Source organism: Acidovorax sp. 62 (assembly GCF_002754495.1).
Lineage (GTDB): Bacteria > Pseudomonadota > Gammaproteobacteria > Burkholderiales > Burkholderiaceae_C > Acidovorax.
This window is the reverse complement of sequence record NZ_PEFJ01000001.1, coordinates 501,587-525,367: the sequence shown is the minus strand read 5'-3', so window position 1 is coordinate 525,367 and position 23,781 is coordinate 501,587. Positions and strand designations below refer to the sequence as shown.

19 protein-coding genes are annotated in these 23,781 nt (G+C 64.3%); 10 read left to right on the top strand and 9 right to left on the bottom strand.

The window, feature by feature from the left end:
• Window positions 1-156 precede the first annotated feature (156 nt).
• Entirely contained in the window at window positions 157-2,046 is a 1,890-nt protein-coding gene (locus CLU86_RS02370) for an ATP-binding protein (protein ID WP_158236291.1), read from the top strand.
• A gap of 102 nt (window positions 2,047-2,148) precedes the next feature.
• A complete protein-coding gene (locus tag CLU86_RS02365; protein ID WP_099740468.1) occupies window positions 2,149-3,468 on the top strand; it encodes a tetratricopeptide repeat protein in 1,320 nt (439 codons plus the stop codon).
• Window positions 3,469-3,584: 116 nt separating this feature from the next.
• Here the strand turns inward: CLU86_RS02365 and CLU86_RS02360 are convergent, their stop codons facing one another.
• Together CLU86_RS02360 and CLU86_RS02355 are read right to left on the bottom strand one after the other, a co-directional pair.
• Window positions 3,585-4,526 (bottom strand): bestrophin family protein, encoded by a 942-nt coding sequence (locus CLU86_RS02360; protein WP_099740467.1) that lies wholly within the window; start codon window positions 4,524-4,526, stop codon window positions 3,585-3,587.
• Window positions 4,527-4,614: 88 nt separating this feature from the next.
• Complete coding sequence (locus tag CLU86_RS02355) at window positions 4,615-5,172, bottom strand: HNH endonuclease (RefSeq protein ID WP_099740466.1); 558 nt, start codon at window positions 5,170-5,172, stop codon at window positions 4,615-4,617.
• 236 nt (window positions 5,173-5,408) lie between these two features.
• Between CLU86_RS02355 and CLU86_RS02350 the strand changes: the two genes are divergently transcribed.
• The 5 genes from CLU86_RS02350 (at window position 5,409) to CLU86_RS02335 (ending at window position 12,023) form a co-directional block, all read left to right on the top strand.
• On the top strand, window positions 5,409-6,539 hold the full coding sequence (locus tag CLU86_RS02350; protein ID WP_099740465.1) for a bifunctional riboflavin kinase/FMN adenylyltransferase: 1,131 nt from the start codon (window positions 5,409-5,411) through the stop codon (window positions 6,537-6,539).
• A 108-nt stretch (window positions 6,540-6,647) separates the two neighbouring features.
• On the top strand, window positions 6,648-9,515 hold the full coding sequence (gene ileS / locus CLU86_RS02345) for an isoleucine--tRNA ligase (protein ID WP_099740464.1): 2,868 nt from the start codon (window positions 6,648-6,650) through the stop codon (window positions 9,513-9,515).
• Window positions 9,516-10,025: a signal peptidase II gene (lspA, locus tag CLU86_RS02340; protein ID WP_099740463.1), complete on the top strand. Its 510-nt coding sequence runs from the start codon at window positions 9,516-9,518 to the stop codon at window positions 10,023-10,025.
• A 205-nt stretch (window positions 10,026-10,230) separates the two neighbouring features.
• A complete protein-coding gene (locus tag CLU86_RS22760; RefSeq protein WP_158236290.1) occupies window positions 10,231-10,368 on the top strand; it encodes a hypothetical protein in 138 nt (45 codons plus the stop codon).
• On the top strand, window positions 10,365-12,023 hold the full coding sequence (locus tag CLU86_RS02335) for a Na/Pi cotransporter family protein (protein ID WP_099740462.1): 1,659 nt from the start codon (window positions 10,365-10,367) through the stop codon (window positions 12,021-12,023). The genes CLU86_RS22760 and CLU86_RS02335 overlap by 4 nt, the downstream gene beginning before the upstream one ends.
• Before the next feature lie 48 nt (window positions 12,024-12,071).
• Here the strand turns inward: CLU86_RS02335 and CLU86_RS02330 are convergent, their stop codons facing one another.
• A complete protein-coding gene (locus tag CLU86_RS02330) occupies window positions 12,072-13,001 on the bottom strand; it encodes a shikimate dehydrogenase (protein ID WP_099740461.1) in 930 nt (309 codons plus the stop codon).
• 104 nt (window positions 13,002-13,105) lie between these two features.
• Window positions 13,106-14,104: a bile acid:sodium symporter family protein gene (locus CLU86_RS02325; RefSeq protein ID WP_099740460.1), complete on the bottom strand. Its 999-nt coding sequence runs from the start codon at window positions 14,102-14,104 to the stop codon at window positions 13,106-13,108.
• Window positions 14,105-14,228: 124 nt separating this feature from the next.
• On the opposite strand from CLU86_RS02325, the gene CLU86_RS02320 reads away from it, so the two are divergent.
• Entirely contained in the window at window positions 14,229-15,161 is a 933-nt protein-coding gene (locus CLU86_RS02320; RefSeq protein ID WP_099740459.1) for a LysR family transcriptional regulator, read from the top strand.
• 101 nt (window positions 15,162-15,262) lie between these two features.
• On the opposite strand, the gene CLU86_RS02315 is transcribed toward CLU86_RS02320, so the two are convergent.
• Entirely contained in the window at window positions 15,263-16,108 is an 846-nt protein-coding gene (locus CLU86_RS02315; protein ID WP_099740458.1) for an NUDIX domain-containing protein, read from the bottom strand.
• Complete coding sequence (locus CLU86_RS02310) at window positions 16,105-17,088, bottom strand: quinone oxidoreductase (RefSeq protein ID WP_099740457.1); 984 nt, start codon at window positions 17,086-17,088, stop codon at window positions 16,105-16,107. The genes CLU86_RS02315 and CLU86_RS02310 overlap by 4 nt, the downstream gene beginning before the upstream one ends.
• Before the next feature lie 183 nt (window positions 17,089-17,271).
• Between CLU86_RS02310 and CLU86_RS02305 the strand changes: the two genes are divergently transcribed.
• Entirely contained in the window at window positions 17,272-18,171 is a 900-nt protein-coding gene (locus tag CLU86_RS02305; RefSeq protein WP_099658423.1) for a DMT family transporter, read from the top strand.
• Between the two features lie 21 nt (window positions 18,172-18,192).
• Here the strand turns inward: CLU86_RS02305 and CLU86_RS02300 are convergent, their stop codons facing one another.
• From CLU86_RS02300 to CLU86_RS02290, 3 genes are all read right to left on the bottom strand, one after another.
• Window positions 18,193-20,862 carry an EAL domain-containing protein gene (locus CLU86_RS02300; protein ID WP_099740456.1) on the bottom strand — a complete coding sequence of 890 codons (2,670 nt, stop codon included), beginning with the start codon at window positions 20,860-20,862 and terminating at the stop codon, window positions 18,193-18,195.
• The gene (locus CLU86_RS02295; RefSeq protein ID WP_099740455.1) at window positions 20,859-21,953 is read right to left on the bottom strand and encodes a TRAP transporter substrate-binding protein; all 1,095 of its coding nucleotides are present in this window, start codon (window positions 21,951-21,953) and stop codon (window positions 20,859-20,861) included. The genes CLU86_RS02300 and CLU86_RS02295 overlap by 4 nt, the downstream gene beginning before the upstream one ends.
• A gap of 222 nt (window positions 21,954-22,175) precedes the next feature.
• Window positions 22,176-23,003, bottom strand: coding sequence for an SDR family oxidoreductase (locus CLU86_RS02290; protein WP_099740454.1), 828 nt, complete (start codon window positions 23,001-23,003; stop codon window positions 22,176-22,178).
• 62 nt (window positions 23,004-23,065) lie between these two features.
• On the opposite strand from CLU86_RS02290, the gene CLU86_RS02285 reads away from it, so the two are divergent.
• Window positions 23,066-23,749, top strand: coding sequence for an SH3 domain-containing protein (locus CLU86_RS02285; RefSeq protein WP_099740453.1), 684 nt, complete (start codon window positions 23,066-23,068; stop codon window positions 23,747-23,749).
• Window positions 23,750-23,781 lie beyond the last annotated feature (32 nt).

The window sequence follows — 23,781 nt, the reverse complement described above, 5'->3', positions numbered from 1 at the left end:
AACTCACGAGAACTCACAAGCACACCAGCGCCTATCACATGCAGACGTCTCATGTCCGGTTTATGGATCTGCCTGGTGTTGGCCCTGTCATTCACCCACGCTGCGGCGATGGATCCAGCGACGGAGACGCAATTGCGGTTGGGCTGGGATATTCCCATGGAGCGCATTGACGATGTCGAGGGCCTACTGACCCCTGAGGATGTTGGCAACCCACAACGCCTACAGCGCGTGACCACCACACTGCATCAATCACTGAACGCCGGGTACTTGAGGCATGCGGTATGGCTCAGGCTGCATGCGCCAGAGCTGATGGGGCAAACAAACGATCGCGCCCTATGGCTGTTGGCGCAACCCACCTATCTCGACCACGTCACGCTGTACCAGCGGAGTGCAGACACTGGAGCGTGGACACCTCAGCACAGCGGAGACTTGGTTCCTGCCGAGCAAAAGCCTCCTGTCCGACAACACCTGTTTCGCCTGTCGCCGGGCCAGCTCACACTGATACGGATCGAGACCACCAGCGCCATGCAATTCCAAGGCCAAGTGCTTTCCAGCCAGGCATTGGGGAGTGAGCTCACAGCGATAGAGCGCTATCAAGGCCTGTATTTCGGCGCAGCCTGCGCGTTGCTGCTGGGCATGGCTGCAGCGGCATTGATATTCAAAACGCCCGCCCTGCGTGCCTTGCTCAGCCTGGGGCTCATCAGTGCACTGCACCTCGTCAATGTCCGCGGGTACACCAGCCTATGGGCCCCCACGGCTTGGACGGAGTGGGCCAGTCACGCGGTTGGGATAGGTGCCTTCGTCATCGCCGCTGCGGTGGCCTGGCAGATCAAGGTGCAGCTCACTGCACACACGCGCTACCGAAAAACGGACCGCTTTCTGACCGCACTCAGCATCCTCAATTTGCTGTGCACGTTCAGCGTCCCGCTGCATTTCTATGGATCTGTTGCCTGGATCAACTTGGTCTCGCTGCTGGTTTGCGACGTGATTGCCGTCGCACTGTGCTTGGTAGCACTGCGCCAAGGCAGGCGAACAGTCCAGCACGCCGTATTGCTTTCGGCCTACGGCTTACACGCCCTCAGCGGAGCCCCCCTCACGCTCATCATGGTGGGGCAATCCCGATGGGACATGGATATCACCAGCCTGTGGCAGCTGGAATCCCTGGCGTTCATGGTGCTTCTGGCCATGGCCATTTTTACCGGCATGGTGGTTCGCTATCGCAAAGCCATCCAAGCCAAAGACCACGCGATTGATCGCTTGGCGGAATCTGAGCACCGGCTGGAGGACAAGGTGGCGGTGAGAACCGCTGAACTCTCCATCGCGCAGAGTGCACTGAGCGAAGCGCTGCAAAGCGAGCGCACCTTGCGCCATGAGCAGCGCCAGTTTTTCCACATGATCAGTCATGAGTTCCGCACCCCGTTGGCGGTCATCGACAGCGCGGCGGCAGAGCAACAGGCATTTCCCTCAACGGCGATAGAAGACCAAACCGAGCGAGCAGCGCAGATCCGGCGGGCCTGCAGGCGGCTGACTTCATTGGTCGACAGCTGCCTGATCAATGAACGCATGGACACGGCAGGTTTCACGCTGCACCCCTCCCCCGTACACATCACAGACCTCATGGAGCACGCGGCCCAACTGGTGCGCTGGTCTTCCAAACACCATCTGAGGCTGTTCACCCATGCAGCTCCCCACGAGTGGATTTGCGACGGCACACTGGTACGCATCGCCCTGTCCAATCTGGTGGACAACGCTGTCAAGTTCGCCAAGGCTGGAGAAATCTTTATTGCAGCCAGGAAGAACGAAGCGGGGCTGTTGGAGTTTTCCGTGGCCGACGAAGGTTCGGGCATGTCACTGGAAGTCATGAACAAGATATTTGCCCAGTTTGAGCGCGGAGACCGCACAGACCAAAGCCGTGGATTTGGCCTGGGGCTGTGGGTAGCACGCCGCGTGGCACTGCTGCACAGAGGAGAGATTGATGTGGAATCGCGGCTGGGCCACGGCACCTGCTTTCGGCTGACGATTGCCGCACAGCGCCTTGCCAAGTGACGGCATGATGAATCCTGGATAATCAGGGTTTCACAGCCAATCCACAGGCGCAGCAAAGCCTGGCAGGCCGCCATCGGTCTGTTTGCAGCGATCCATGCACCCATGAGCGTTAACGCGACCGACCCCAATCTCAAGCACCTGCAAAAAGCCCGCGAGCAAATCGCCAAGGGCGATCTCAAGAATGCGGCACTGACTCTGAACAAGGCCAACAAGCAATGGCCCCAAGACCCTCGGGTCTTCATGCTGGGCGGCCTGATGGCAGAGAAATCCGGCAACATCAAGGGGGCGTTTGAGGCCCTGCGCAAATCCGTTTCGCTCTCGCCAGACTGGGCGCCGGGCCTGTTGGAACTGGCACTGCTGCATGCCCGCCAGAACCAGTTCAAGGATGCCGTGGAAACGGCGGAAAAAGTGGTGGCCCTGGAGCCCAAGAACCTGCAAGTACTGGCCGGTGTGGTGGACATCGCCCATCGTGCGGGCCACACCGACATGGCCATTCGCCACCTGCGCCGTGGTCTGGAGTTGGTGCCCAACGATGTGATGCTGCGCCGCCTGCTCGCACGCGATTTGACCGAGCAAAGCCAATTTGAAGAAGCGCTGGCCCTGTGGGCGGGCCTGATTGCCGAAAACCCCAGCGACCATGAATCCCTGGTGGGCCGCGTGCAGACGCTGCTGGCCTGCGGCAAGGCGGCAGACGCTCTGCCAGATACCCAAGCCCTGCTGGCGCTGGCGCCGCAAGACGAGGTGTACCAGTATTACGCCCAACTGGCCCAGGGCCAGGTGCCCAGCCAGCAACCTCCTGCACTGATGCGCCACCTGTTTGATGGCATGGCCGACGTGTACGACGGGCACATGGTGCGTGGCCTCAAGTACCAACTGCCCAAGCAAGTGGCAGAAAAGATCGTGGCGCGCTACCCAGACAAGCACCTGAACTTGCTGGACCTGGGCTGCGGCACCGGGCTGCTGGGGGTGTGCCTGGGCCCACTGAATGGCGGCTACATGATCGGGGTGGACCTGTCCACCAAGATGGTGGAACAAGCGGCGCGCCATCAGGTGTACGACCGCTTCCACACCGTGAACCTGCACGATGCACTGCGCGATACCCCCGATGGTTTGTACCAAGTCATCACGGCGCTGGATGTTTTCATCTACGCGGGCGATCTGACCACGGCCATCCCGAACGCGCTGCGGGTGCTGGCCGCCGATGGCCAACTGATCTTCTCGTGCGAAGCCGCCGATGAAAACGGCCCCGATCTGGTGCTGCAGGCCAATGGCCGCTACACCCACAAGCGCAGCCATGTAGAGGCGCTGTGCCGTGCGGCGGGCTTTGACGAGGTGGGCGTGGAAGACACCACCCTGCGCACCGAAGGAGGCACGCCCGTGCAAGGTTTTGTCGTGACGGCACACAAGCCCGCGGCAGCCTGATGCCCAGACCCTGCGCTCCAGCAGGGATCTTCTCGAAACAAAAGGCCAACCGCATGCGGTTGGCCTTTTTGCTTTTTACGCAGCAACGGGCAAAGACAGGCCTGTGCGTGCCCCACTCAAGTCAGCAGGTAATCCACTGGCAGCAAAGGCGCAGGCAAGTCGCGCTCGCCCAGCGCTTCGCGCAGGTTGATTTCAATGGCCCGACACAGCGTGTCCAAAGGCAAGTCGTTGCTCTCCAGGCCAAAGGGCTCTTCGATCTCATCGCCCAGTGCATCCAGCCCAAAGAAGGTGTAAGCCACGATGGCCACCACAAACGGCGTCATGAAGCCTGTGGTGTCCACCAAGCCAAAGGGCAGCAAGAAGCAATACAGGTAAGCCGTGCGGTGCAGCAGCAACGTGTACGAGAAAGGGACCGGGGTATTGCGAATGCGTTCGCAAGAGGCTGCCGAAGCCGTCATGGCCGACAGGGTGGCGTCAATGCCTGCGGCAAGGCAGGGGTCGATGCGCCGCTCACGCAGGCACAGCGCCAAGTCCTGCCCCATGCCCTGCATGATGGAATCAGGGCGCTGCGACGACTGCGCCACACGCGGCCAGTCTTCGGCAGGCAACCAGCGCTGCAGCAGCGCGTCATCGCTTTGCGCACGCAAATGCAGACGCAACGCATGCACAAAGGCAATGGCGCGGTGCACCATGCGTACGCGCACATCGCCTGCGCGGTCCAACGGGTCCACGGGCTGGTCCAGCTCAATCAGGCTCAGGCACTGCCGGGACAGGTTACGCGTGCGCAGCACCAGGTCCCCCCACAGCTTGCGCCCTTCCCAGTAGCGGTCGTAGGCCGTGGTGTTTCTGAAGCCCAAAAAGATGGCCAGCGGCAAACCCATCAGCGTGAAGGGGATCGGCGTCAGGGTGATCTTGAACGTGAACAGGCTGCCGTGGGCCAAGGTGACCCCGGTGGCCAACAGGGTGTTGAACAGCAGCGTCCAGCGAATGCGCTGAAGGATCGAGCCCCGCAGCAGCAGAAACAACCGCAGCCCGGAAGGCCGATCGCGAACAATCATGGGATCAAATCAAGGGGAAACCCTTATTTTTTCACAAACCCATTACCCGACCAGACTGCAACACTGCCCAGGCGCTGTGCAGAACGCGCTAAGCCGACAACCGCGACGACTTGGGCACATGCGCCATCAAGAACTCCATCTGGTCCACCAAGATACGGCGGTTACGCAGGATGAAATCCTCCCACAGGCTGGGCACGTAGGGGGTGTAAAGCAAAGGCATGTGGGCCTGCTCGGGGGTGCGTGGGCCTTTGCGGTGGTTGCAGGCGCGGCAGGCCGTGACCACATTCATCCAGTGGTCCTGCCCGTGGTGGGCAAAGGGCACGATGTGCTCGCGGGTGAGTTCTTCCTCATGAAAATGCCCGCCGCAGTAGGCACAGACATTCCGGTCGCGCGCAAACAGCTTGCTGTTGGTCAGGCCTGGTTTAAGGTCAAACGGGTTGATGCGTGGCACGCCTTTGGTGCCGATGATGCTGTTGATGGCAATCACCGACTGTTCGCCTGTCACGGCGTTGTACCCGCCTCGAAAGCGCGCGATCTGTGCACCAGACTCCCAGCGCACTTCACCCGCAGCGTAATGAATGACCGCTTGCTCCAGCGTAATCCACGATTGGGGTAGCCCTTGGGCTGACAGCTTCAAGACCTTCAAAACACGCCTCCTGGAACTCTGGGTACACAAGGATTCGGAACTCGGATGTCTCGGGATGGCCCCGGGTCGGCGCCATTCAGGCCCTCTTGCACGCCAGCCCCGCCCAGTTACGCTCGTGCGTGGGGCAAAGTGTCACAAGAAGAAGCCTCGGTCACAATATACTCCGTTTTCATGACAAATTGGCGTCTTGCGCTTGATCTGTGAGCGCTAGCTGCTATCAAAAAGATAACAAACCGATGAAGATTTTTCGCGGATTTCACCACCCCGGCATCGCCCGCGCGTGCGCGTTGACCATCGGTAATTTCGACGGCGTGCACCGTGGCCACCAGGCCATGCTGGCGCTGCTGAACAACGAAGCCGCCCACCGAGGGGTGGAGAGTTGCGTGCTGACCTTTGAGCCGCACCCCCGCGACTACTTTGCCGGTGCGCTGCACAAGCCCGAGCTGGCCCCGGCCCGCATCGGCACTCTGCGCGACAAGTTGACCGAGCTGGAGCGCTGTGGCGTGCAGCAGGTGGTGGTGCTGCCATTCAGCGCACGCCTGGCCGCGCAAACTCCACAGGCGTTCATCGACGAGGTGCTGGTGCAAGGCCTGGGGGTGCGCTATGTGCTGGTGGGCGACGATTTTCGCTTTGGCGCCCAGCGCGCGGGCGACTACGCCATGCTGGATGCGGCAGGCCAGGCCCAGGGCTTTGACGTGGCCCGCATGAACAGCTACGAGGTTTCTTACCCCCACACTCCGCACTTCGTGTCGTCGTTGCCCCCCGAGGGGGCTGGGCCCGCCTTGGGGCGGCCCGGCGGCGGCCCCGGCCTTCGCGTTTCCAGCTCTGCCGTACGCCATGCCCTGGCGCAGGGCGACATGGAGGCCGCAGCCACCCTGCTGGGGCGCCCCTACACCATCTCAGGCCATGTGGTGCACGGCCGCAAGCTGGGCCGTGAGCTGGGCGCCAGCGTGCAGGGGGCACAGGACGGGTTTCGCACCCTGAACCTGCGCTTTGCCCATTGGAAGCCTGCCGCCAGCGGCATCTTTGCCGTGCTGGTGCACGGCCTGGGCGCAGCGCCCTTGCCCGGCGTGGCCAACCTGGGGGTGCGCCCCTCACTGGACCCGAGCGACGTCAACGGCGGCCGGGTGCTGCTGGAAACCCATTGCCTGGACTGGCCCTCCACCCTGGGGCCCGAGGGGGCGTACGGTAAAATCATCCGGGTGGAACTTCTGCACAAACTGCACGACGAGCTCAAGTACGACGGTCTCGATGCCTTGACGAAGGGCATTGCGAAAGACTGCGCCGATGCGCGAGCGTACTTTGCCTCGGCCCAAGCCCCCTCGCACACCGAAACCCGTCGCCAGACCACGCGCGACCGAATTTAGAGGGCTGCCTGCGCGCAGCGCCTGCGGATTGCAGGCCCACCTCTGTCTTTGCATCCCTCGTTTTTCGCGCCGGGTCTGCCCCGGATTGCACCGTTTTAAGGCTTCTTCATGTCCGATAACGCCAGCCCCACCCCGTCCAGCAGCACTACTGCAGTGGACTACCGCGCCACGCTGAACCTGCCCGACACCAGTTTCCCCATGCGCGGCGACCTGCCCAAGCGCGAACCAGGCTGGGTCAAGGAGTGGGAAGACCAGGGCATGTACAAGCGCCTGCGCGATGCCCGCCATGGCGCGCCCAAGTTCATCCTGCACGACGGCCCGCCCTACGCCAATGGCCAGATCCACATGGGCCATGCGGTCAATAAGATCCTCAAGGACATGATCACCAAGGCGCGCCAACTCGAGGGCTTTGACGCGCTGTACGTGCCAGGCTGGGATTGCCACGGTCTGCCCATCGAAAACGCCATCGAAAAGCTGCACGGCCGCAACCTGCCGCGTGACGAAATGCAGGCCAAGAGCCGCGCCTTCGCCACCGAGCAGATCGCGCAGCAAATGACGGACTTCAAGCGCCTGGGCGTTTTGGGCGAATGGGACAACCCCTACAAGACCATGAACTTCGCCAACGAAGCGGGCGAAATCCGTGCGTTCAAACGCGTGATAGAGCGTGGCTTTGTGTACCGTGGCCTCAAGCCCGTGTACTGGTGCTTTGACTGCGGCTCGTCGCTGGCCGAGTTCGAGATCGAGTACCAAGACAAGAAGAGCACCACGCTGGATGTGGCCTTCAAGTCACACGACCCAGCCCAGCTGGCCGCCGCCTTTGGCCTGCCCTCGCTAACCAAAGACGCGTTTGTGGTCATCTGGACCACCACCGCCTGGACCATCCCCGCCAACCAGGCCCTGAACCTGAACCCCGAAATCACCTACGCGCTGGTCGATGCGGGCGAACGCCTGCTCCTGGTGGCCGAGCCCCTGGTGGCGTCGTGCCTGGAGCGCTACGGCCTCACGGGCAGCGTGCTGGCCACCACCCTGGGCAAGAACCTGGGCGGCCTGGAGTTTGAACACCCCTTGTACGACGTCGATGCAGGCTACCGCCGCCTCGCCCCGGTGTACCTGGCCGACTACGCCACGGCCGATGACGGCACGGGTATCGTGCACTCGTCGCCCGCCTACGGTCTGGAAGACTTTAACTCCTGCCGCGCGCACGGTATGGCGCTGGACGACATCCTGAACCCCGTGCAAGGCAACGGCACCTACGCGGCCGACTTCCCGCTGTTCGGCGGCCTGCACATCTGGAAGGCCGTGCCCGTCATCATCGAAGCGCTGCGCAACGCGGGCCGCCTGATGACCACCAAGGACATCACCCACAGCTACCCGCACTGCTGGCGCCACAAGACGCCGGTGATCTACCGCGCCGCCGCGCAGTGGTTCATCCGCATGGACGAAGGCGAAGGCGTGTTCACCAAAGCGGGCGAGAAGCCCGCCAAGACGCTGCGCCAGATTGCCCTGGACGCCATCGAGCACACCAGCTTCTACCCCGAGAACGGCAAGGCCCGCCTGCACGACATGATCGCCGGGCGGCCCGACTGGTGCATCTCGCGCCAGCGCAGCTGGGGCGTGCCCATCCCGTTCTTTCTGCACAAGGATTCGGGCGAGCTGCACCCGCGCACCATGGAAATCATGGACCAGGCGGCAGCCATCGTTGAAAAGGGCGGCATCGAGGCCTGGAGCCGCGTGACGACCGAAGAAATCCTGGGCGCTGAAGACGCCCCCAACTACACCAAGAGCACCGACATCCTGGAAGTGTGGTTTGACTCCGGCTCCACCTTCAGCCACGTGCTGCGCGGCACACACCCCAACGTGCACCACGACACCGGCCCCGAGGCCGACCTTTACCTGGAAGGCCACGACCAGCATCGGGGCTGGTTCCACAGCTCACTGCTGCTGGCCAGTGCGCTGGAAGGCCGTGCGCCCTACCGTGGCCTGCTCACGCACGGCTTCACCGTGGATGCCAAGGGCATCAAGATGAGCAAATCACTCAAGAACGGCATCGATCCTCAGGAGATCAGCAACAAGCTGGGCTCAGAAATTATCCGCCTGTGGGTGGCCGCCAGCGACTACTCCGGCGACATCGCGGGCGACGAGAAGATCCTCGCCCGGGTGGTGGACGCGTATCGCCGCATCCGCAACACCCTGCGCTTCTTGCTGGCCAATGTGAGCGACTTTGATCCCACGAAGGACGCCGTGCCGTTTGGCGACATGCTGGAGATCGACCGCTACGCCCTCACCCGCGCGGCCGAGTTCCAGGCCACCGTGCTGGCCCACTACAAGGTGTATGAATTCCACCCCGTCGTGGCCAAGCTGCAGCTGTACTGCTCGGAAGACCTGGGTGGCTTCTACCTGGACGTGCTCAAGGACCGCCTGTACACCACAGCACCCAAGAGCCTGGCCCGCCGCAGCGCCCAGACCGCGCTGTACCAGATCACCCACGCCATGCTGCGCTGGATGGCGCCGTTCCTCTCCTTCACGGCCGAAGAGGCATGGAAGGTGTTTGGCAGCTCCGACTCCATCTTCCTGGAAACCTATGGCTCCATCGCCAGCGCCGATGAAGGCCTGCTGGCCAAGTGGACGCGCATCCGCGAGATCCGCGACGTGGTGAACAAGGAGATCGAGACGCTGCGCGCCGCAGGCCAGGTGGGCTCGCCCCTGCAGGCCAACGTGACGCTCACGGCAGCCCCCGAGGACTACGCCTTGCTGAGCAGCTTGGGCGACGACCTGAAGTTTGTGTTCATCATTTCCGCTATCGAATTGGTAGCTGGTAGCGCTTTACAGATCAGCGTTACGAGCAGTTCCAGCGCCAAGTGTGAACGCTGCTGGCACTACCGCGACGATGTAGGCCAAGACGCAGCCCACCCCACCATTTGCGGCCGCTGCACCAGCAACCTCCATGGCGCCGGTGAAAACCGGGTGTGCGCTTAAATGGCGGGCGCGCAAACCTTCGGCGGGCAGTCTGTGGCCCGCAGCATGGGCTGGTGGCTGCTGTGGGCCGTGGCCATTGTGGTGGCCGACCAGTGGACCAAGGACCTGATCCTGCGCAACTACCAATGGGGTGAAGCCACGCACATCACTGGCTTCTTCAACATCGTGCGCGCCCACAACACCGGTGCGGCGTTCTCCTTCCTGTCGAATGCGGGGGGATGGCAGCGCTGGCTGTTCACGGGCATTGGGGCGGTGGCCAGCATTTTCATTGTGTGGCAGCTGTACAAACACCCCACCCAAAAGCTGTTTTGCTTTGCGCTGGCCAGCGTCATGGGCGGCGCCATCGGCAATGTGGTGGACCGCCTCATGCACGGCTACGTAGTGGATTTTCTGGACTTCCACGCCATGGGCACGCACTTCCCCGCGTTCAATGTGGCGGACTCCGCCATCACCGTGGGGGCTGTTTGCCTGATTCTGGATGAACTGCTGAGAGCGCGTCGCGAGCGCTGAACCGGTGCAGCCACACTGTGGCGCCTGTCCCCACCCAACGGCCCGCCTTGTGCGGGCCGTTGGCGTTATGGCATGTGCCACATGCGTCATGCACGATGCCTCGCCAGCCTCATGGGCTTCTGCGCGGACGCTATCGATTCAGGAGTATGCTTGTGTGTCAATTTGATGAAAAACAAGGGTGAGCGCGTTTTTTGCACAACCCGTTATGCGATCGCTCAACGGCCCGGCCAGCACCTGCAGTGTTTCGGCCAAAGGTCGGCAAGAGCCACGCGACATGCTGCGGGTGGGTGCTGAACAAGCCCGCCGCAAGCACCACAACAAGAACAACGACGGTATTTCATGAAGCATCTGTTGAACCTACTGGCCGCTGTGGCCCTGCTCATCTGGGGCACCCATCTGGTGCGCACCGGCATCCTGCGTGTGTTTGGCGCCAACCTGCGCCAGCTCATCGCCCGCAGCGTCAGCACGCGGTTCACGGCGGTGCTGTCCGGCATGGGGGTCACGGCGCTGGTGCAGTCCAGCACAGCCACGGCGCTCATCGTGTCATCGTTCGTAGGCCAGGGGCTGGTGGGGCTGCCTGCGGCGCTGGCCGTGATGCTGGGGGCCGACGTGGGCACCAGCGTGATGGCCGTTGTGTTTGCCATGGACCTGTCCTGGCTGTCGCCCCTCTTCATCTTTGTGGGGGTGGTGCTGTTCATCTCGCGCAAAGACACAGCCGTGGGCCGCGTGGGGCGTGTGCTCATTGGCCTGGGCCTGATGCTGCTGGCGCTGCGGCTGATCACCGAATCCACCACCGTCCTCACCCAGTCACCCACCGTGCGCACCTTGCTGGGCGCTCTCACCAGCGATTTGCTGCTGGAGATTTTCACGGGCTCGGTGCTGGCCGTGCTGTCTTACTCCAGCCTGGCCACTGTGCTGCTCACGGCCACGCTGGCGGGCTCTGGCGGTATTCCGGTGGACGTGGCCCTGGGCCTGGTCGTGGGGGCCAACCTGGGCAGTGGCCTGCTGGCCGTGCTCACCACACTCAAGGCCAATGTGCAGACCCGGCAGGTTCCGATGGGCAACCTCATGTTCAAGGTCATCGGCGTGGTCATCATGACCCCGCTGATTGGCCTGTGGCTGCGCCACGCACGGCCCTATGTGCCCGACACCGCGAGCCTGGTGGTGCTGTTCCACCTCGCGTTCAACCTGGTGGTGGGCCTGGTGTGCATCGGGCTCACCCGCCCCGTGTCCAGGCTGGTTCAGCGCATTCTGCCCACGGCCGATGCGCAAGCCCCGTCCGCAGGCAGCCGCCCGCAGCACCTGGACCCTTCTGCACTCGCCACCCCCTCACTGGCCATCTCTTGTGCTGCCCGCGAGGCGCTGCACCAGGCCGACGTGGTCGAGTCCATGCTGCTGGGCCTGCACCAGGTGATTCGCACCGATGACCAGAAGCTGGCAGAAGACCTGCGCAAGCTCGACGACCAGGTCGATGGCCTGTACTCGGCCATCAAGTACTACATGACCAAGATCTCTCGCGAGGCGCTGGACGAGCGCGAGGGGCGGCGCTGGGCCGACATCATCAGCTTCACCATCAACATGGAGCAGATTGGCGACATCATTGAGCGCGTGCTGATCGACATCGAGGACAAGAAGATCAAAAAGGGCCGCCAGTTCTCCGAGGCTGGAATGGAAGAAATCAACGAGCTGCACACCCGCCTGGTGGCCAACCTGCGCCTGGCCATGAGCGTGTTCCTCAACGGCAACGTGCGCGATGCACAAAAGCTGCTGGAAGAAAAAGCACGCTTTCGTGACCTGGAGCGTGCCTACTCGGCCACCCACCTGGCGCGCCTGTCGGACAACACGGTGCAGAGCATCGAGACCAGTTCCCTGCACATTGACCTGATCAGCGAACTCAAGCGCATCAACTCGCTGCTGTGCTCCATTGCCTACCCCATCCTGGAGTCCGCTGGCGCGCTGGCCCCCAGCCGCCTCAAGCCCACGCCCGATCAGGTGTGACGTTGCGACAACGTCGACTGCATCGGGTAGCAGTCAGCGGGCATTCGGTCAGGCCACACTGGCCACGCTGGTGCAGGGGTAACGCAGGGGCTGGGTGATCTCGGCCGCCAGCGCTGTTGGGTAAATCAGCTCACGCACAAAGTTCGCGTCCTCGCGCACCATCTGCGCGGCCTCTGGCAGGCCAAAGTAGTCCAGGTAAAACGGCATCTGCTGGATAAGCATCTCAAACCCAGGCTGCGCATGCAGCCCACGCGAGCGGGCGGCGCGCACCAGCGGGGTGGGCTGGTTGCGCAGCAAGATGTCAAACAGCGCGGCATGCGGCTCCATGCGATCCACATCGCAGGGCAGCGGGTCATCGTTACCCAGCCCCACGGCCGATGCGTTGACCACCAGGTCGTAGCCAGCGGGGTCACTGCTGTCCACCGCGACCACATTGGCGTCAAAAAATCCATCCAGCTCCGTGGCCAGCCCAATCGCCTTGCCGGGCACAGGGTCGTAGAAGGCGATGAATTCGGCGCCCTGGGTGGTGCCGCCTTGCGCCAGAGACACCCCAATGGCCGCAGCACTCACCCCTGCGCCCAAAATCAACACACGCTTGCCCCGGTAAGGAATATTGAACCAATCGAGGGCGCCCAAAATACCTTCGCCGTCAAACAAATCACCTTCGAGCTGGCCTTCGCTGGTGCGTCGCACGATGTTGACCGAGCGCGCCACCCGCGCCACCAGCCCGCAGCTGTCCAGCAAATGCACCACCTGCGGCTTGTGGGGCGGCGCGATGATCACGCCCTTCACGTTGCGCGCCAAAAACGTCGCCTTGAGCCACACGGCAAAGTCCCGTTCACGCACCTGCACCGGCAACATCACCGCGTCCAGGCCGCAGCGCTCAAACACCTTGTTGAACATGCGCGGTGCCCGCACGTTGGTGATGGGGTCCCCCGGGATCAGATAGATGTCGGTGCCGCCAGAAATCTTTGCCATAGAGGTCTCGCTGAAAAAAGCAGGGCCCGGGCGCTGCGGGCCGGGCGGGTGTCATCGCAAGCCTGCGACTTTAATCCCAAATGGGCACGGCCCCGCCCCGTGCCTCATTCGCCTGCAGGCACTTGCCCATCGCGCCGCGCATAGCGCTGCGCCAGCACCGCGCACACCATCAGCTGCATCTGGTGGAACACCATGAGCGGCAGCACGATGGCGCCCACCGCATGCGATGCAAACAGCACCTTGGCCATGGGCACGCCGCTGGCCAGGCTCTTTTTGGAGCCGCAGAACACGATGGTGATTTCGTCCTCTTTGGAGAAGCCAATGCGCCGCGCGGCCCAGGTGGTGGTGGCCAAGGCCAAGGCCAGCAGCACGGCGCACACCACCAACAGGCCCAGCAGGGCTGGCAGCGGCAACTGCTGCCACAGCCCTTCCACCACCGCCGCGCTGAAAGCGGTGTACACCACCAGCAAGATAGAACCCTGGTCCACAAACTTGAGCACGGCAGCCCGGCGCTTGACGAAACCACCGATCCAGGGGCGCAGCAAGTGGCCCGCCACAAAAGGCACCAACAGCTGCAGCATGATGCGGCCGATGTTGGCCAATGCATCGGGCTGCGCAGAGCCTACCGTGTGCTGCGCCTCAGGCAACAGCAGGCCCACCAGCACCGGGGTGATCACAATGCCCAGCAGCGTGGACGCCGATGCACTGCAAATGGCCGCAGGCATGTTGCCGCGCGCCATGGCAGTGAAGGCAATGGCCGACTGCACCGTGGCAGGCAACACGCACAGGTACAGGATGCCGGTGTAAAGCCCCGGAGTGACCAGGCCCTGCAGCACAGGCCGCAGCGCCCAGCCCAGCAACGGAAACAGCACAAACGTGGCCACCACCACCACGAGGTGCAGCCGCCAGTGCGACAGCCCCGCCACGATGGCATCGCGCGAGAGCTTGGCCCCGTGCAGAAAGAACAGCAGCGCCACAGCGGCCACCGTCAGCCCCTCCAGCGCCTGGGCGGCCACGCCCGATGCAGGCAGCACGCTGGCCACCGTCACGGTGCCCAGCAAGGCGAGTGTGAAATTGTCAGGAAGAAAGCGGGAACGGGCCATGGGTCAAAACACACGCAAAGTCATGAACAGGGGCACTGGCAAACCAGGGCCAAGGAGTTGTATTGGACCCCAGCCCCATTTCAAAGAGAAATGGATTTCTCTGATAGATTTATGATTTGAGCGCATGAATATCACCCTGCGCCAATTGCACGTATTCCAGTCGGTGGCGGCCACCCGCAACTTCAGCCGCTCCGGCGATGCCGTGGGGCTGACCCAACCGGCCGTGAGCCGCTGCATCACCGAGCTGGAGGCCCAACTGGGCCTGAAGCTGCTCAACCGCACCACGCGGGAGGTGACACTGACCGACGCAGGCCAGCGCCTGGCGGCACGCTTGCCCCGCGTGCTGGAGGAGCTGGAAGCCACCCTGCTGGATGTGCGCGAGCTAGCCACTGAGCGGCGTGGCCGCGTGCGCGTGGCCAGCAGCCCCACGCTGTCGGCCAACCTGATGCCCGATTGCATTGCACAGGCCCACAGCGCCCTGCCAGGGCTGGAGCTGGTGCTGCTGGACCGCATTCAGAGCGCGGTACTGGCCAGCGTGCTGTCGGGCGAGGTGGACTTTGGTGTGGTGATCGATCCCAGCGAGCGCGATGCCCTGCACTGCGAGACCATTCTGACCGAGCCCTTTTGCCTGGCCTGCCCACCCGGCCACCGGCTGGCCCGCAAGCGCCAGGTGCGCTGGACCGACCTGCAGGGCGAGCCCCTGGTCCTGCTGGACCACGAATCGGGCAGCCGCCGCCTGATCGACCGCGCCCTGGCCGAGCACGCCGTGCCATGCACAGTGGCGCAGGAGGTGGGCCACCCCACCACCATCTTTCGCATGCTCGATGCGGGGCTGGGCATCTCGGTCATCCCCACCCTGGCACTGCCCCCCGAAGGCCTGGCTGGGCTGGCTGTGCGCCCCCTGTTGCCCCGCGTGGACCGCGAGGTCATGCTGGTGCACCGCCGCAACCGCGCTCTGGCCCCCATTGCGCAGGCCGCATGGGACCTGGTGAAAACGGTGGCGTCGCAGCGACACGCCGCGCCGCAGCCCATCCCTGGTTCCAGCGCCCACCCGTAGCCCCGTCGGCGGCAGGCGGGCAAGCGCTGCATCACGTGCTGCAGAGACCGGAATCCCCACGCGCCGCCCCACCGTGGGCACCCAGTGGCCCGGTGGGGAAACTACATTCCCAGAAACCCCGCGATCACCAGACCGGCTTCCAGCGTGAAAAGGCCCTGGGCCACCCGCAAACGCACCCCTTCCGGCTGCAGCAGCTCAAAGTGATCGACCTCGCCATCCTGATTGGCCGGCTCCACACCCTCGGGCACCTGGGCGCGAAACCAGTCGATGCGCTCGCGCATGTAGCCCGCGCCACCGCCTTCCCGGCTGGGGCGGCTGAAGTCCACATGGCCACCGTGCTGCAAGCCCACCAGCGTTTCCACGCGCAGGCCCGCCTCCTCCCAGGTCTCGCGGGCCAGCGCCTGGGGCAAGGAGTCGGCGGCCGAGACCATGCCGCCCATCAGCGTGTCCCACAGGCCGGGGTTGTTGGGCTTGGCCATAGAGCGCTTTTGCACCCACATGCGGCCGTCCGGCGCCAGGCCCACCAGGTGGACGGCGCGGGTGGCAATGCCCAGCACGCGCACCGCACCCCGCTCCACCGTGCCCACCACCTCGCCCGCCGGGTTGCACACCGCCAGTTGCTCATCGCGCCAGGGGCCACACAGGCCCTCGTCGCGCAGGGCAGCGGCCAAGGCGTTGAGGGCGTCGGTGGGGGCATCCACCGATGCTTCGGGCGGCACGTCCAAGCGCCAGGCGGCGGCGCCAAAATGCTCATCAATTGATAGCTTGTAGCGCTTATCCATCAAGCGCTGGCGGCCAATTTGATTCAAAAAACCCTCAGCCACCGAGCCCACCACCTGCCCCGCCACCACCAGCGCCTGGCGCGGCTGGGCGGGAGGCTGCTGCGCAGCCTGGCGCGCGCTGGCCAGCCAGTCGCCAAAGGACCGGGGCTGGACGGCGGCGTTCACAGCGTGAGGATGGTGCAGCCGGTGGTCTTGCGTGCTTCCAGGTCACGGTGCGCCTTTTGCACGTCGGCCAGCGGGTAGCGCTGGTCGATATGGATCTTCACCTGTCCACTGGCCACCACGGCAAACAGCTCATCGGCCATGGCCTGCGTGCTTTCGCGCGTGGCGATGTGGGTAAACAGCGTCTGGCGCGTGACGTAGATTGAACCCTTGGCGCCCAGCGAGCCCGGTGCAAACGGCGCCACGGGGCCCGAGGCATTGCCGAAGCTGGCCATCAGGCCAAAGGGGCGCAGGCAGTCGAGCGACTTGTCCCAGGTGTCCTTGCCCACCGAGTCGTACACCACCTTCACGCCCTTGCCGCCAGTGATTTCTTTGACGCGCGCCGCGAAGTCTTCGGTGTTGTAGTTGATGGCATGCGCCGCGCCGTTGGCCAGGGCCAGCTGGCACTTGGCATCGGTGCCTGCCGTGCCGATCAGCTGCAGGCCCAGCGCCTTGGCCCACTGGCTGGCGATCAGGCCCACACCGCCCGCAGCGGCATGGAACAGCACGTGGTCGCCGCTGTGCAGGCCTTCCACGGGCAGGGTTTTCTTGAGCAGGTACTGTGCCGTCAAGCCCTTGAGCATCATGGCCGCGCCGGTCTCGAAGCTAATGGCGTCGGGCAGCTTGCACACACATTTGGCGGGCATCACGCGCACTTCGCAGTAGGCGCCAGGCGGGTTGCTGGCGTAGGCGGCGCGGTCGCCCACCTGCAGGTGCGTGACACCCTCGCCCACGGCCTCGACCACCCCGGCGCCCTCCATGCCAATGGTGGCGGGCATGCCCAGCGGGTACAGGCCCGTGCGGTGGTACACGTCAATGAAGTTCAGGCCCACGGCACGGTGGCGGATGCGGATCTCGCCGGGCCCGGGCTCACCCACCGGCACATCAACAATCTGGAGTTCTTCGGGACCACCATGCTGGCGGATCTGGACGGCAAGGCTCATGGCAACAGGCTCCTGTAAGGGGTGGAACGCGCCAACGGCGCGTGCAGGACAAACGGCCGCCATCCTGCCATGAATCCACCAGCCTTGCCTGCCGAGCTTTCTGTGGCACACGAGCGCGACGAAGGGCTGCGCGAAGTACCCCTTCCCTGCAGCGCGCACACCAAGGCCATTACATTTCTGGGCATGACCCAAAGACTCACGCCCGGCACGGCGGCGCTGCTGGTAACCGCCCCCCTGCTGTGGGCCGGCAACGCCGTGGTAGGCCGACTGGTGCACACCATGATTGCCCCCATCGCCTTGAACTTCATTCGCTGGCTGCTGGCCTTTGCCATCCTGCTGCCCCTGGCGCATGCGGTGCTGCGCAAAGACAGCCCGCTGTGGCCGCACTGGCGTCGTTATGCCGTGCTGGGACTGCTGGGCATTGGGCTGTACAACGCGCTGCAGTACATGGCGCTGCAAACCTCCACGCCCATCAATGTGACGCTGGTGGGTTCCAGCATGCCGGTGTGGATGCTGGCCGTGGGCACGCTGTTCTTTGGTGCCAAGGTCACGCGCCAGCAGCTGGCCGGTGCCGTGCTGTCCATCGCCGGGGTGCTCATCGTCTTGAGCCGGGGCGAGTGGGGCCAGTTGCTGGCGCTGCGCCTGGTGCCGGGCGACCTCTTCATGCTGCTGGCCACGGGGTCTTGGTCGTTTTACAGCTGGCTGCTGGTGCGCACCAGCGAGCCCGCCAGCCTGCGGGGTGACTGGGCGGCGTTTTTGATGGCGCAGATGGTGTTCGGCCTGGGTTGGTCAGGCGCGTTTGCGGGCGTGGAATGGGGCCTGGGCCGCACGCACATTGACTGGAGCTGGCCCCTGGCGGCGGCGCTGGCCTTCATTGCCGTGGGGCCTGCCGTGCTGGCCTACCGCTGCTGGGGCGTGGGCGTTCAGCGGGCGGGGCCTGCCGTGGCGGGTTTCTTCATCAACCTGACGCCGCTGTTTGCCGCGCTGCTGTCGGCCGCGTTCCTGGGGGAGACGCCACACCTGTTCCACGGCGTGGCATTCGCGCTGATCGTGGGAGGGATTGTGGTGTCGTCCAGGCGCTGAGGCGCAGCCCCTTGGAGGGCCTTAGGCCTCCAGACCGGCGGCAGCCGGATCGCGGGCCAGCAGGGCTTCCAGCTCTTGCACGGGCATGGGGTGGCCCAGCAAATAGCCCTGGAAGTAGTGGCAGCCGTAGCGGGCCAGTGTGTCGCGCTGCTCGGCGGTTTCCACCCCTTCGGCAATCACGTCCAGCTCCAGGTTGCGCGCCATGCCGATGATGGTCTGCACGATCACATCGTCGGTCTGCTTGGCACCCAGGTTGCGCACAAAGGACTGATCGATCTTGAGCTGGTCCAGCGGCAGGCGCGTAAGGTAGGCCAGAGACGAGTAGCCGGTGCCAAAGTCGTCCACCGAAAACCGCACGCCCTTGGTCTTGAGTTGCACCATCTTGGCAATGGTGTCGTCCACATCGTCCAGCACCAGCGATTCCGTCAGCTCCAGTTTGAGCAGATGGGCCTGGGCCCCGGTCTCGCGCAGCACCTCCACCACCCGGGCCACAAAGTCGCGCTGGCGAAACTGCCGCGCGCTGACGTTGACCGACACCTGCACATGCTGGTAGCGGGCATCACCCTTCCAGGCGGCGAGTTGCTCACACGCCGTGCGCAGCACCCAGTGGCCAATGGGCACGATCAACTCGCTCTCCTCGGCCACGGCGATGAACTGCCCTGGCGCCACCAGACCGCGCTCAGGATGACGCCAGCGGATGAGCCCCTCCACCCCCACGATGCGCCCATCCAGGCGCTGCTGGGGTTGGTAGTGCAGCTCAAACTGGCTGCCCGTGATGGCCCGTTGCAGGTCGTTTTCCAGTTGCACCCGCTGGTTGATGGCGATCTGCATCTGCGGATCGAAAAAGCACAGCGAGTTGCGCCCCTGCGACTTGACCTGGTACATGGCGATGTCGGCCTGCTTGAGCAGATCGGTGGGGGGCTGCATGTCCAGCCCGATGAGCGTGGCGCCAATGCTGGGGGTGCTGTGGTAAGTGTGTGCACCCAAGGCATAGGGCATATTCAAGCGGCGCAAGATCTTCTCGCCCACCCGGCGGGCCAGTGAGGCGGCCTCTTCGCTGCTGGTGGCAAGGTTCTTGAGCATGATCACAAACTCGTCGCCCCCCAGCCGGGCCACGGTGTCTTCGGTACGCACACAGGCCTTCAGGCGCTGGGCCACTTGGCGCAGCAGCACATCCCCCACCTCGTGCCCCAGGGTGTCGTTGAGGGTTTTGAAATGGTCCAGGTCCAAAAACAGCAAGGCGCCATGCAGGCCGCTGCGGGCGCTGGCGGCCACCGTCTGCTGGATGCGGTCCATCAGCAAGCGGCGGTTGGGCAAGCCGGTGAGCGGGTCGTAGAAAGCCAGGTTTTCGATCTCGGCGCTCGCGCGGCGCAGTTCGGTCACGTCGTGGTAGGTGATCACCAGGCCTGCATCGGGCGTGGCACGCTCGGTGACCTGGATCACGCGCCCATCGGGCAGGCCCTGCTCGTGCGGGCCCTGGGGGTTGCGCTGCACAGCCACGCGGTGCTCCACCCAGCGCAATTGCTCCTCGGCACTGGCGTTGTCCAGGTGGTGGCGGGCCTTTTCCATCAGCAGCTCCCGAAAGGGCACCTGCGCTGCCAATTGGCCCTTGAGCCAGGGGTAAATTTCTTCAAAACGCCGGTTCCACTGCACCAGGCGCATCTGGCTGTCGAGCAAGACAAAGCCGCTGACCATGGACTCCAGGGCTTCGTCCAGCGTGGCCTTGGAGTGGGCAATGGCCAGGCGGGCCTGCGTCATGCGGTCAAGGTAGCGCATGGACACCGCGCCCACCAGCACCATCATCACCACAAAGCCCAAGGTCGTGAGCAGGATGCCGTCGCGGGTAGAACGCCAGGCCGCCAACGCATCGTCACGCGGCACGCTCGCGGCGATGCGCAAGTCCTGGTACATCAAAGGCCGGTACACCACCAGGGCCAGCGCCCCACTCAAACGCGCACGCGCTTGCCATGCCGGGCCCAGCACATCCAGATCGGCCAGCGGCGGCGCCAGGGAGCGGGCCTGCGCGTCTTCTTGCCGAGGCATGGTGAGCAGCGCCTGGCCCGCGGAGCGTTCCAGCGTCACTTGCAGCCCTGCGATGTCCATGCCCTGGGTGAGCACACCCGCCAGCGCGCTGACCGGCACTTCGGCCACGGCCAACATCTGGGTGCCATCGACCAGCCGCATCTGCCGGGCCAGGTACAGCACACGCTCGGCGCTGACAAAGCTCACGGCCGGTGCGCTGACCATCAGCATCGAGACCGGTTGTTCAAGCACCGAGGCCGCAAAGCCCGCAGGCAGTGACACCGATAGCGAGGCCCCGGCCGCGTCAGACGAAGCGAACACGCGCCCCTGCGTATCCAACAGCGCCACATAGCGCACCATCAGGTTCTGGCGGGCAGAGCTGCGCAGGCGTTGGCTGGCCACCTCAGGGTCCAGCCACTCGGGGCGCGCGCCTGACAGCTCCAGCATCTCGTCCATGCTGGCCAACAACACGTCCACCGCCAGCAAGGAGCGGTTGAGCGCCGACTCCGCGCTGGACACAAATCGATTGGCACCGCTGGCACTATCGGCCAGCGCCACCTGCCGGGCGTTCAAGATGAGGGTAACGGCCACGGCCACCACGGCCAGCACGAACGACGCGACACCGCCCCACACGAAAAGTTTGATGCGCCGGGGTACCGCCACGTTCATGGGGCTTTGGGGGCCATGATGCCGCGCACCGGCCCGATGGTGGAGTTCCAGACCTGGGCACAGCGAGCGCCACAGCGCTGCAGCCAACGTGGGAGCACGGTCGAGGCCAGGATCTCACTGCGGCGGCGCTCATCCTGCGCAGACACAGGCACCACTACCAGACGTCCCTTGCGCCCACCAACGCACTCTGCCGCCCCCCGGTTGCAGGCCATGCCATCGGCTGTCTCCCGCTCGGACTCCGCCCAGATGGAGGACTCCAGCTTGGGCAACTCGCGCCGCAACAGCTCGCGCAGGTCTGCAGGCAATGCCGCCCAGGCCGTGCGATTGGCCCCAAACACCGCCAGCCCCCAGGTCACAGGCAGGGCGTGCACATGGGTCATGAGGGTGTGCAAACCCAAGGTGTTGCCCGACATGGTGCCGGTGATGGCGCAGTCGGTGTTGCCCGCCGTGAAGCTGGGCACGATCTGCGCAAAGCCCGTCAGCACGGGCTCTGCGCCCAGGGCGCTCACAAAATCAGCCTGGGTGGACGAGGACACACGCACCCGCCGCCCCGACAAGTCCGACAGCCCACGCAATGGTTTGCCACAAAAAACCACCTGGGCTGGGTATACGTAAATGGCCAGAGGCTCCACCCCATGCTGCTCGCGCAGTGTCTTTTCCAGGTAGGGGCGGAATGCCGCCAGCGTGCTGCGCAGAGTGGCAATGTCGGGGTTCAACCCCGCCAGATCGGGGGCCGTGTACTCGGGGTACTGCGCCGTGAAGGAGCTCATCAGCGCCGTGCCAAACGGCACCACCCCCAGCTGCAACAAGCGCAACATCTCGGTGCCGGGCACGCCAGCACGGTCGAAAGGGACGATCTCTGCGCTGTAGCGCCCGCCGCTCAGGCGGGCAAGGTCATGCTTCCAAAAAGGCTCTTCGCGGCGCGTGTACTGGCTCAGGTCTGCCAAGCCACCCACGACACGCAGGTGGTAAGGCGCCGCCTGCGGCTTGGCCTGGGGCCATGCCGCCGTAGCCACCAAACCGCCCGCGCAGCAGCACGCCAGAGCAGCGCAGTGGCGAAGCAATCGCAGCGGACGTGATAGGCGAAACATGGCAGCCGGACAACCCTGGTTTGTGAGGAGTCTTGCTTCTCCCAATCGGAAAAGCCAAAAAGCACCACCCTGCGGGCCACAGGCGTAGCGGCGCCCATTGTGCCTACGCTACGCCCGCACGATCCCCCAAATAACCACGTTTGGACACATTTAATTGACACAAATCAAGAGCAGGTGCCCACCTCGTGCACCGCCCACAAGCGGTGCACCACTTGACCGGGCTCAAGCCCCTGGGTAAGCGCCGCCATCGGCCAGCACATTCTGGCCCGTCATGTAGGCAGCATGCATGCTGCACAAAAATGCGCAAATGGCCCCGAACTCCTCAGGCGTGCCATACCGCCCGGCGGGAATCTGCGCCTGCTGCGACGCGCGGATTTCATCCAGTGCCTTGCCCGTCTTGGCTGCAGCCGCACCGATGGTGGCGGCGAGCCGGTCGGTATCGAACTTGCCGGGCAGCAGATTGTTGATGGTGACACCCTGCGCAGCCAGCTTGCTGCGGGCCACGCCCGCCACAAAGCCCGTGAGGCCGCTGCGCGCACCGTTGGACAAACCCAACACGTCAATCGGCGCCTTCACCGCGCTGGAGGTGATGTTGATCACCCGACCAAAACCGCGCGCCGCCATGCCATCCACGGTGGCCTTGATCAGCTCAATGGGTGTGAGCATGTTGGCGTCCACCGCTTTGATCCAGGCATCCCGGTCCCAGTCACGGAAGTCCCCAGGAGGCGGCCCACCCGCATTGGTGACCACGATGTCAAAGTCGCGCCCCGGCCCACCTGCTGCGGCAAACACCGCCTCACGGCCCTGCGCCGTGGTGATGTCGGCCGCGACAGCGAGCACCACGGGTTGCGGGTGTTTCAGCCCTCCAGCGCTGATCTGAATAGCGCTGTCAGCTATCAATTTTGCAGCAGACTGAGCCAGCACATCGGCGTTGCGAGCGTTGATCACCACGTTCACACCCTCGCGCACCAAGGCCTGCGCGCACCCCAACCCCAAGCCTTTGCTGGCGCCACACACCAGCGCCCATTTGCCCGCAATTCCCAAATCCATAACAATCTCCGGTTTGCATGTTGATGCTTGATTCCAAAGCATCATAAATTGAGGCACCCACCATGAACTGGCTGAACCATCTAGCCCTTGCCAGCGGCTTGGCTTTGACTGTTGCACTCCCCTTTGGCACGGCGCACGCGCAGACTGCGGTGGTCAAACGCTCGACGGAACTGCGCGAATCCCCCGCAGACAACGCCCCCAGTCTGGGCTCCATCCCTGCCAACACACAGGTGACGCGAACCTCCGAGCGCAATGGCCAGTGGGTCAAAGTGCAAACCCCTGAGGGGGCCAGCGGCTGGGTGCACAACTTCGACATGGGGGCAGCCAACTCGGCCGCCCCATCGGGCAACAACAACGCCAGCACCGGCAGCATGCGCACCCTGGGCGGCGTACTGGGCCGGGGCGGCACCAGCACCACCACCCCCACCAGCACCGCCGGCACACGGGGCTGGGGGAACGGCAAAGGCGCACAAGCCCCCGCCGGGGCCCACCAGTCGCAGGACGGGGACGATGACGACATGGGCGAAGAGACCCCCGCCCCCACCAAGGGACAGCAAGGGGCACGCAACGCCAACACGGGCAATGGCAACAAGGCATCAGCCTACCAGCGCCCTCCCAGCAACAACCCACAAGCCCCTGCAGCCCCGGGCCTGTCGACCTATTCGTCGGGCAACAATAACAACAACTGGGGCATGGGCAACGGCAGCAACAACGGTGGCGCCAACAGTTGGGGCAACAACAAGTAAGGCAGCCCCCCAAAAAAGCAGGGGCCCGCACT

Coding starts and splice junctions, on each gene's coding strand:
- CLU86_RS02370 (WP_158236291.1), top strand. CDS start 157: ATGGAGCGCATTGACGATGTCGAGGGCCTACTGACCCCTGAGGATGTT.
- CLU86_RS02365 (WP_099740468.1), top strand. CDS start 2,149: ATGAGCGTTAACGCGACCGACCCCAATCTCAAGCACCTGCAAAAAGCC.
- CLU86_RS02360 (WP_099740467.1), bottom strand. CDS start 4,526: ATGATTGTTCGCGATCGGCCTTCCGGGCTGCGGTTGTTTCTGCTGCTG.
- CLU86_RS02350 (WP_099740465.1), top strand. CDS start 5,409: ATGAAGATTTTTCGCGGATTTCACCACCCCGGCATCGCCCGCGCGTGC.
- ileS (WP_099740464.1), top strand. CDS start 6,648: ATGTCCGATAACGCCAGCCCCACCCCGTCCAGCAGCACTACTGCAGTG.
- lspA (WP_099740463.1), top strand. CDS start 9,516: ATGGCGGGCGCGCAAACCTTCGGCGGGCAGTCTGTGGCCCGCAGCATG.
- CLU86_RS22760 (WP_158236290.1), top strand. CDS start 10,231: ATGCGATCGCTCAACGGCCCGGCCAGCACCTGCAGTGTTTCGGCCAAA.
- CLU86_RS02335 (WP_099740462.1), top strand. CDS start 10,365: ATGAAGCATCTGTTGAACCTACTGGCCGCTGTGGCCCTGCTCATCTGG.
- CLU86_RS02330 (WP_099740461.1), bottom strand. CDS start 13,001: ATGGCAAAGATTTCTGGCGGCACCGACATCTATCTGATCCCGGGGGAC.
- CLU86_RS02325 (WP_099740460.1), bottom strand. CDS start 14,104: ATGGCCCGTTCCCGCTTTCTTCCTGACAATTTCACACTCGCCTTGCTG.
- CLU86_RS02320 (WP_099740459.1), top strand. CDS start 14,229: ATGAATATCACCCTGCGCCAATTGCACGTATTCCAGTCGGTGGCGGCC.
- CLU86_RS02310 (WP_099740457.1), bottom strand. CDS start 17,088: ATGAGCCTTGCCGTCCAGATCCGCCAGCATGGTGGTCCCGAAGAACTC.
- CLU86_RS02305 (WP_099658423.1), top strand. CDS start 17,272: ATGACCCAAAGACTCACGCCCGGCACGGCGGCGCTGCTGGTAACCGCC.
- CLU86_RS02300 (WP_099740456.1), bottom strand. CDS start 20,862: ATGAACGTGGCGGTACCCCGGCGCATCAAACTTTTCGTGTGGGGCGGT.
- CLU86_RS02295 (WP_099740455.1), bottom strand. CDS start 21,953: ATGTTTCGCCTATCACGTCCGCTGCGATTGCTTCGCCACTGCGCTGCT.
- CLU86_RS02290 (WP_099740454.1), bottom strand. CDS start 23,003: ATGGATTTGGGAATTGCGGGCAAATGGGCGCTGGTGTGTGGCGCCAGC.
- CLU86_RS02285 (WP_099740453.1), top strand. CDS start 23,066: ATGAACTGGCTGAACCATCTAGCCCTTGCCAGCGGCTTGGCTTTGACT.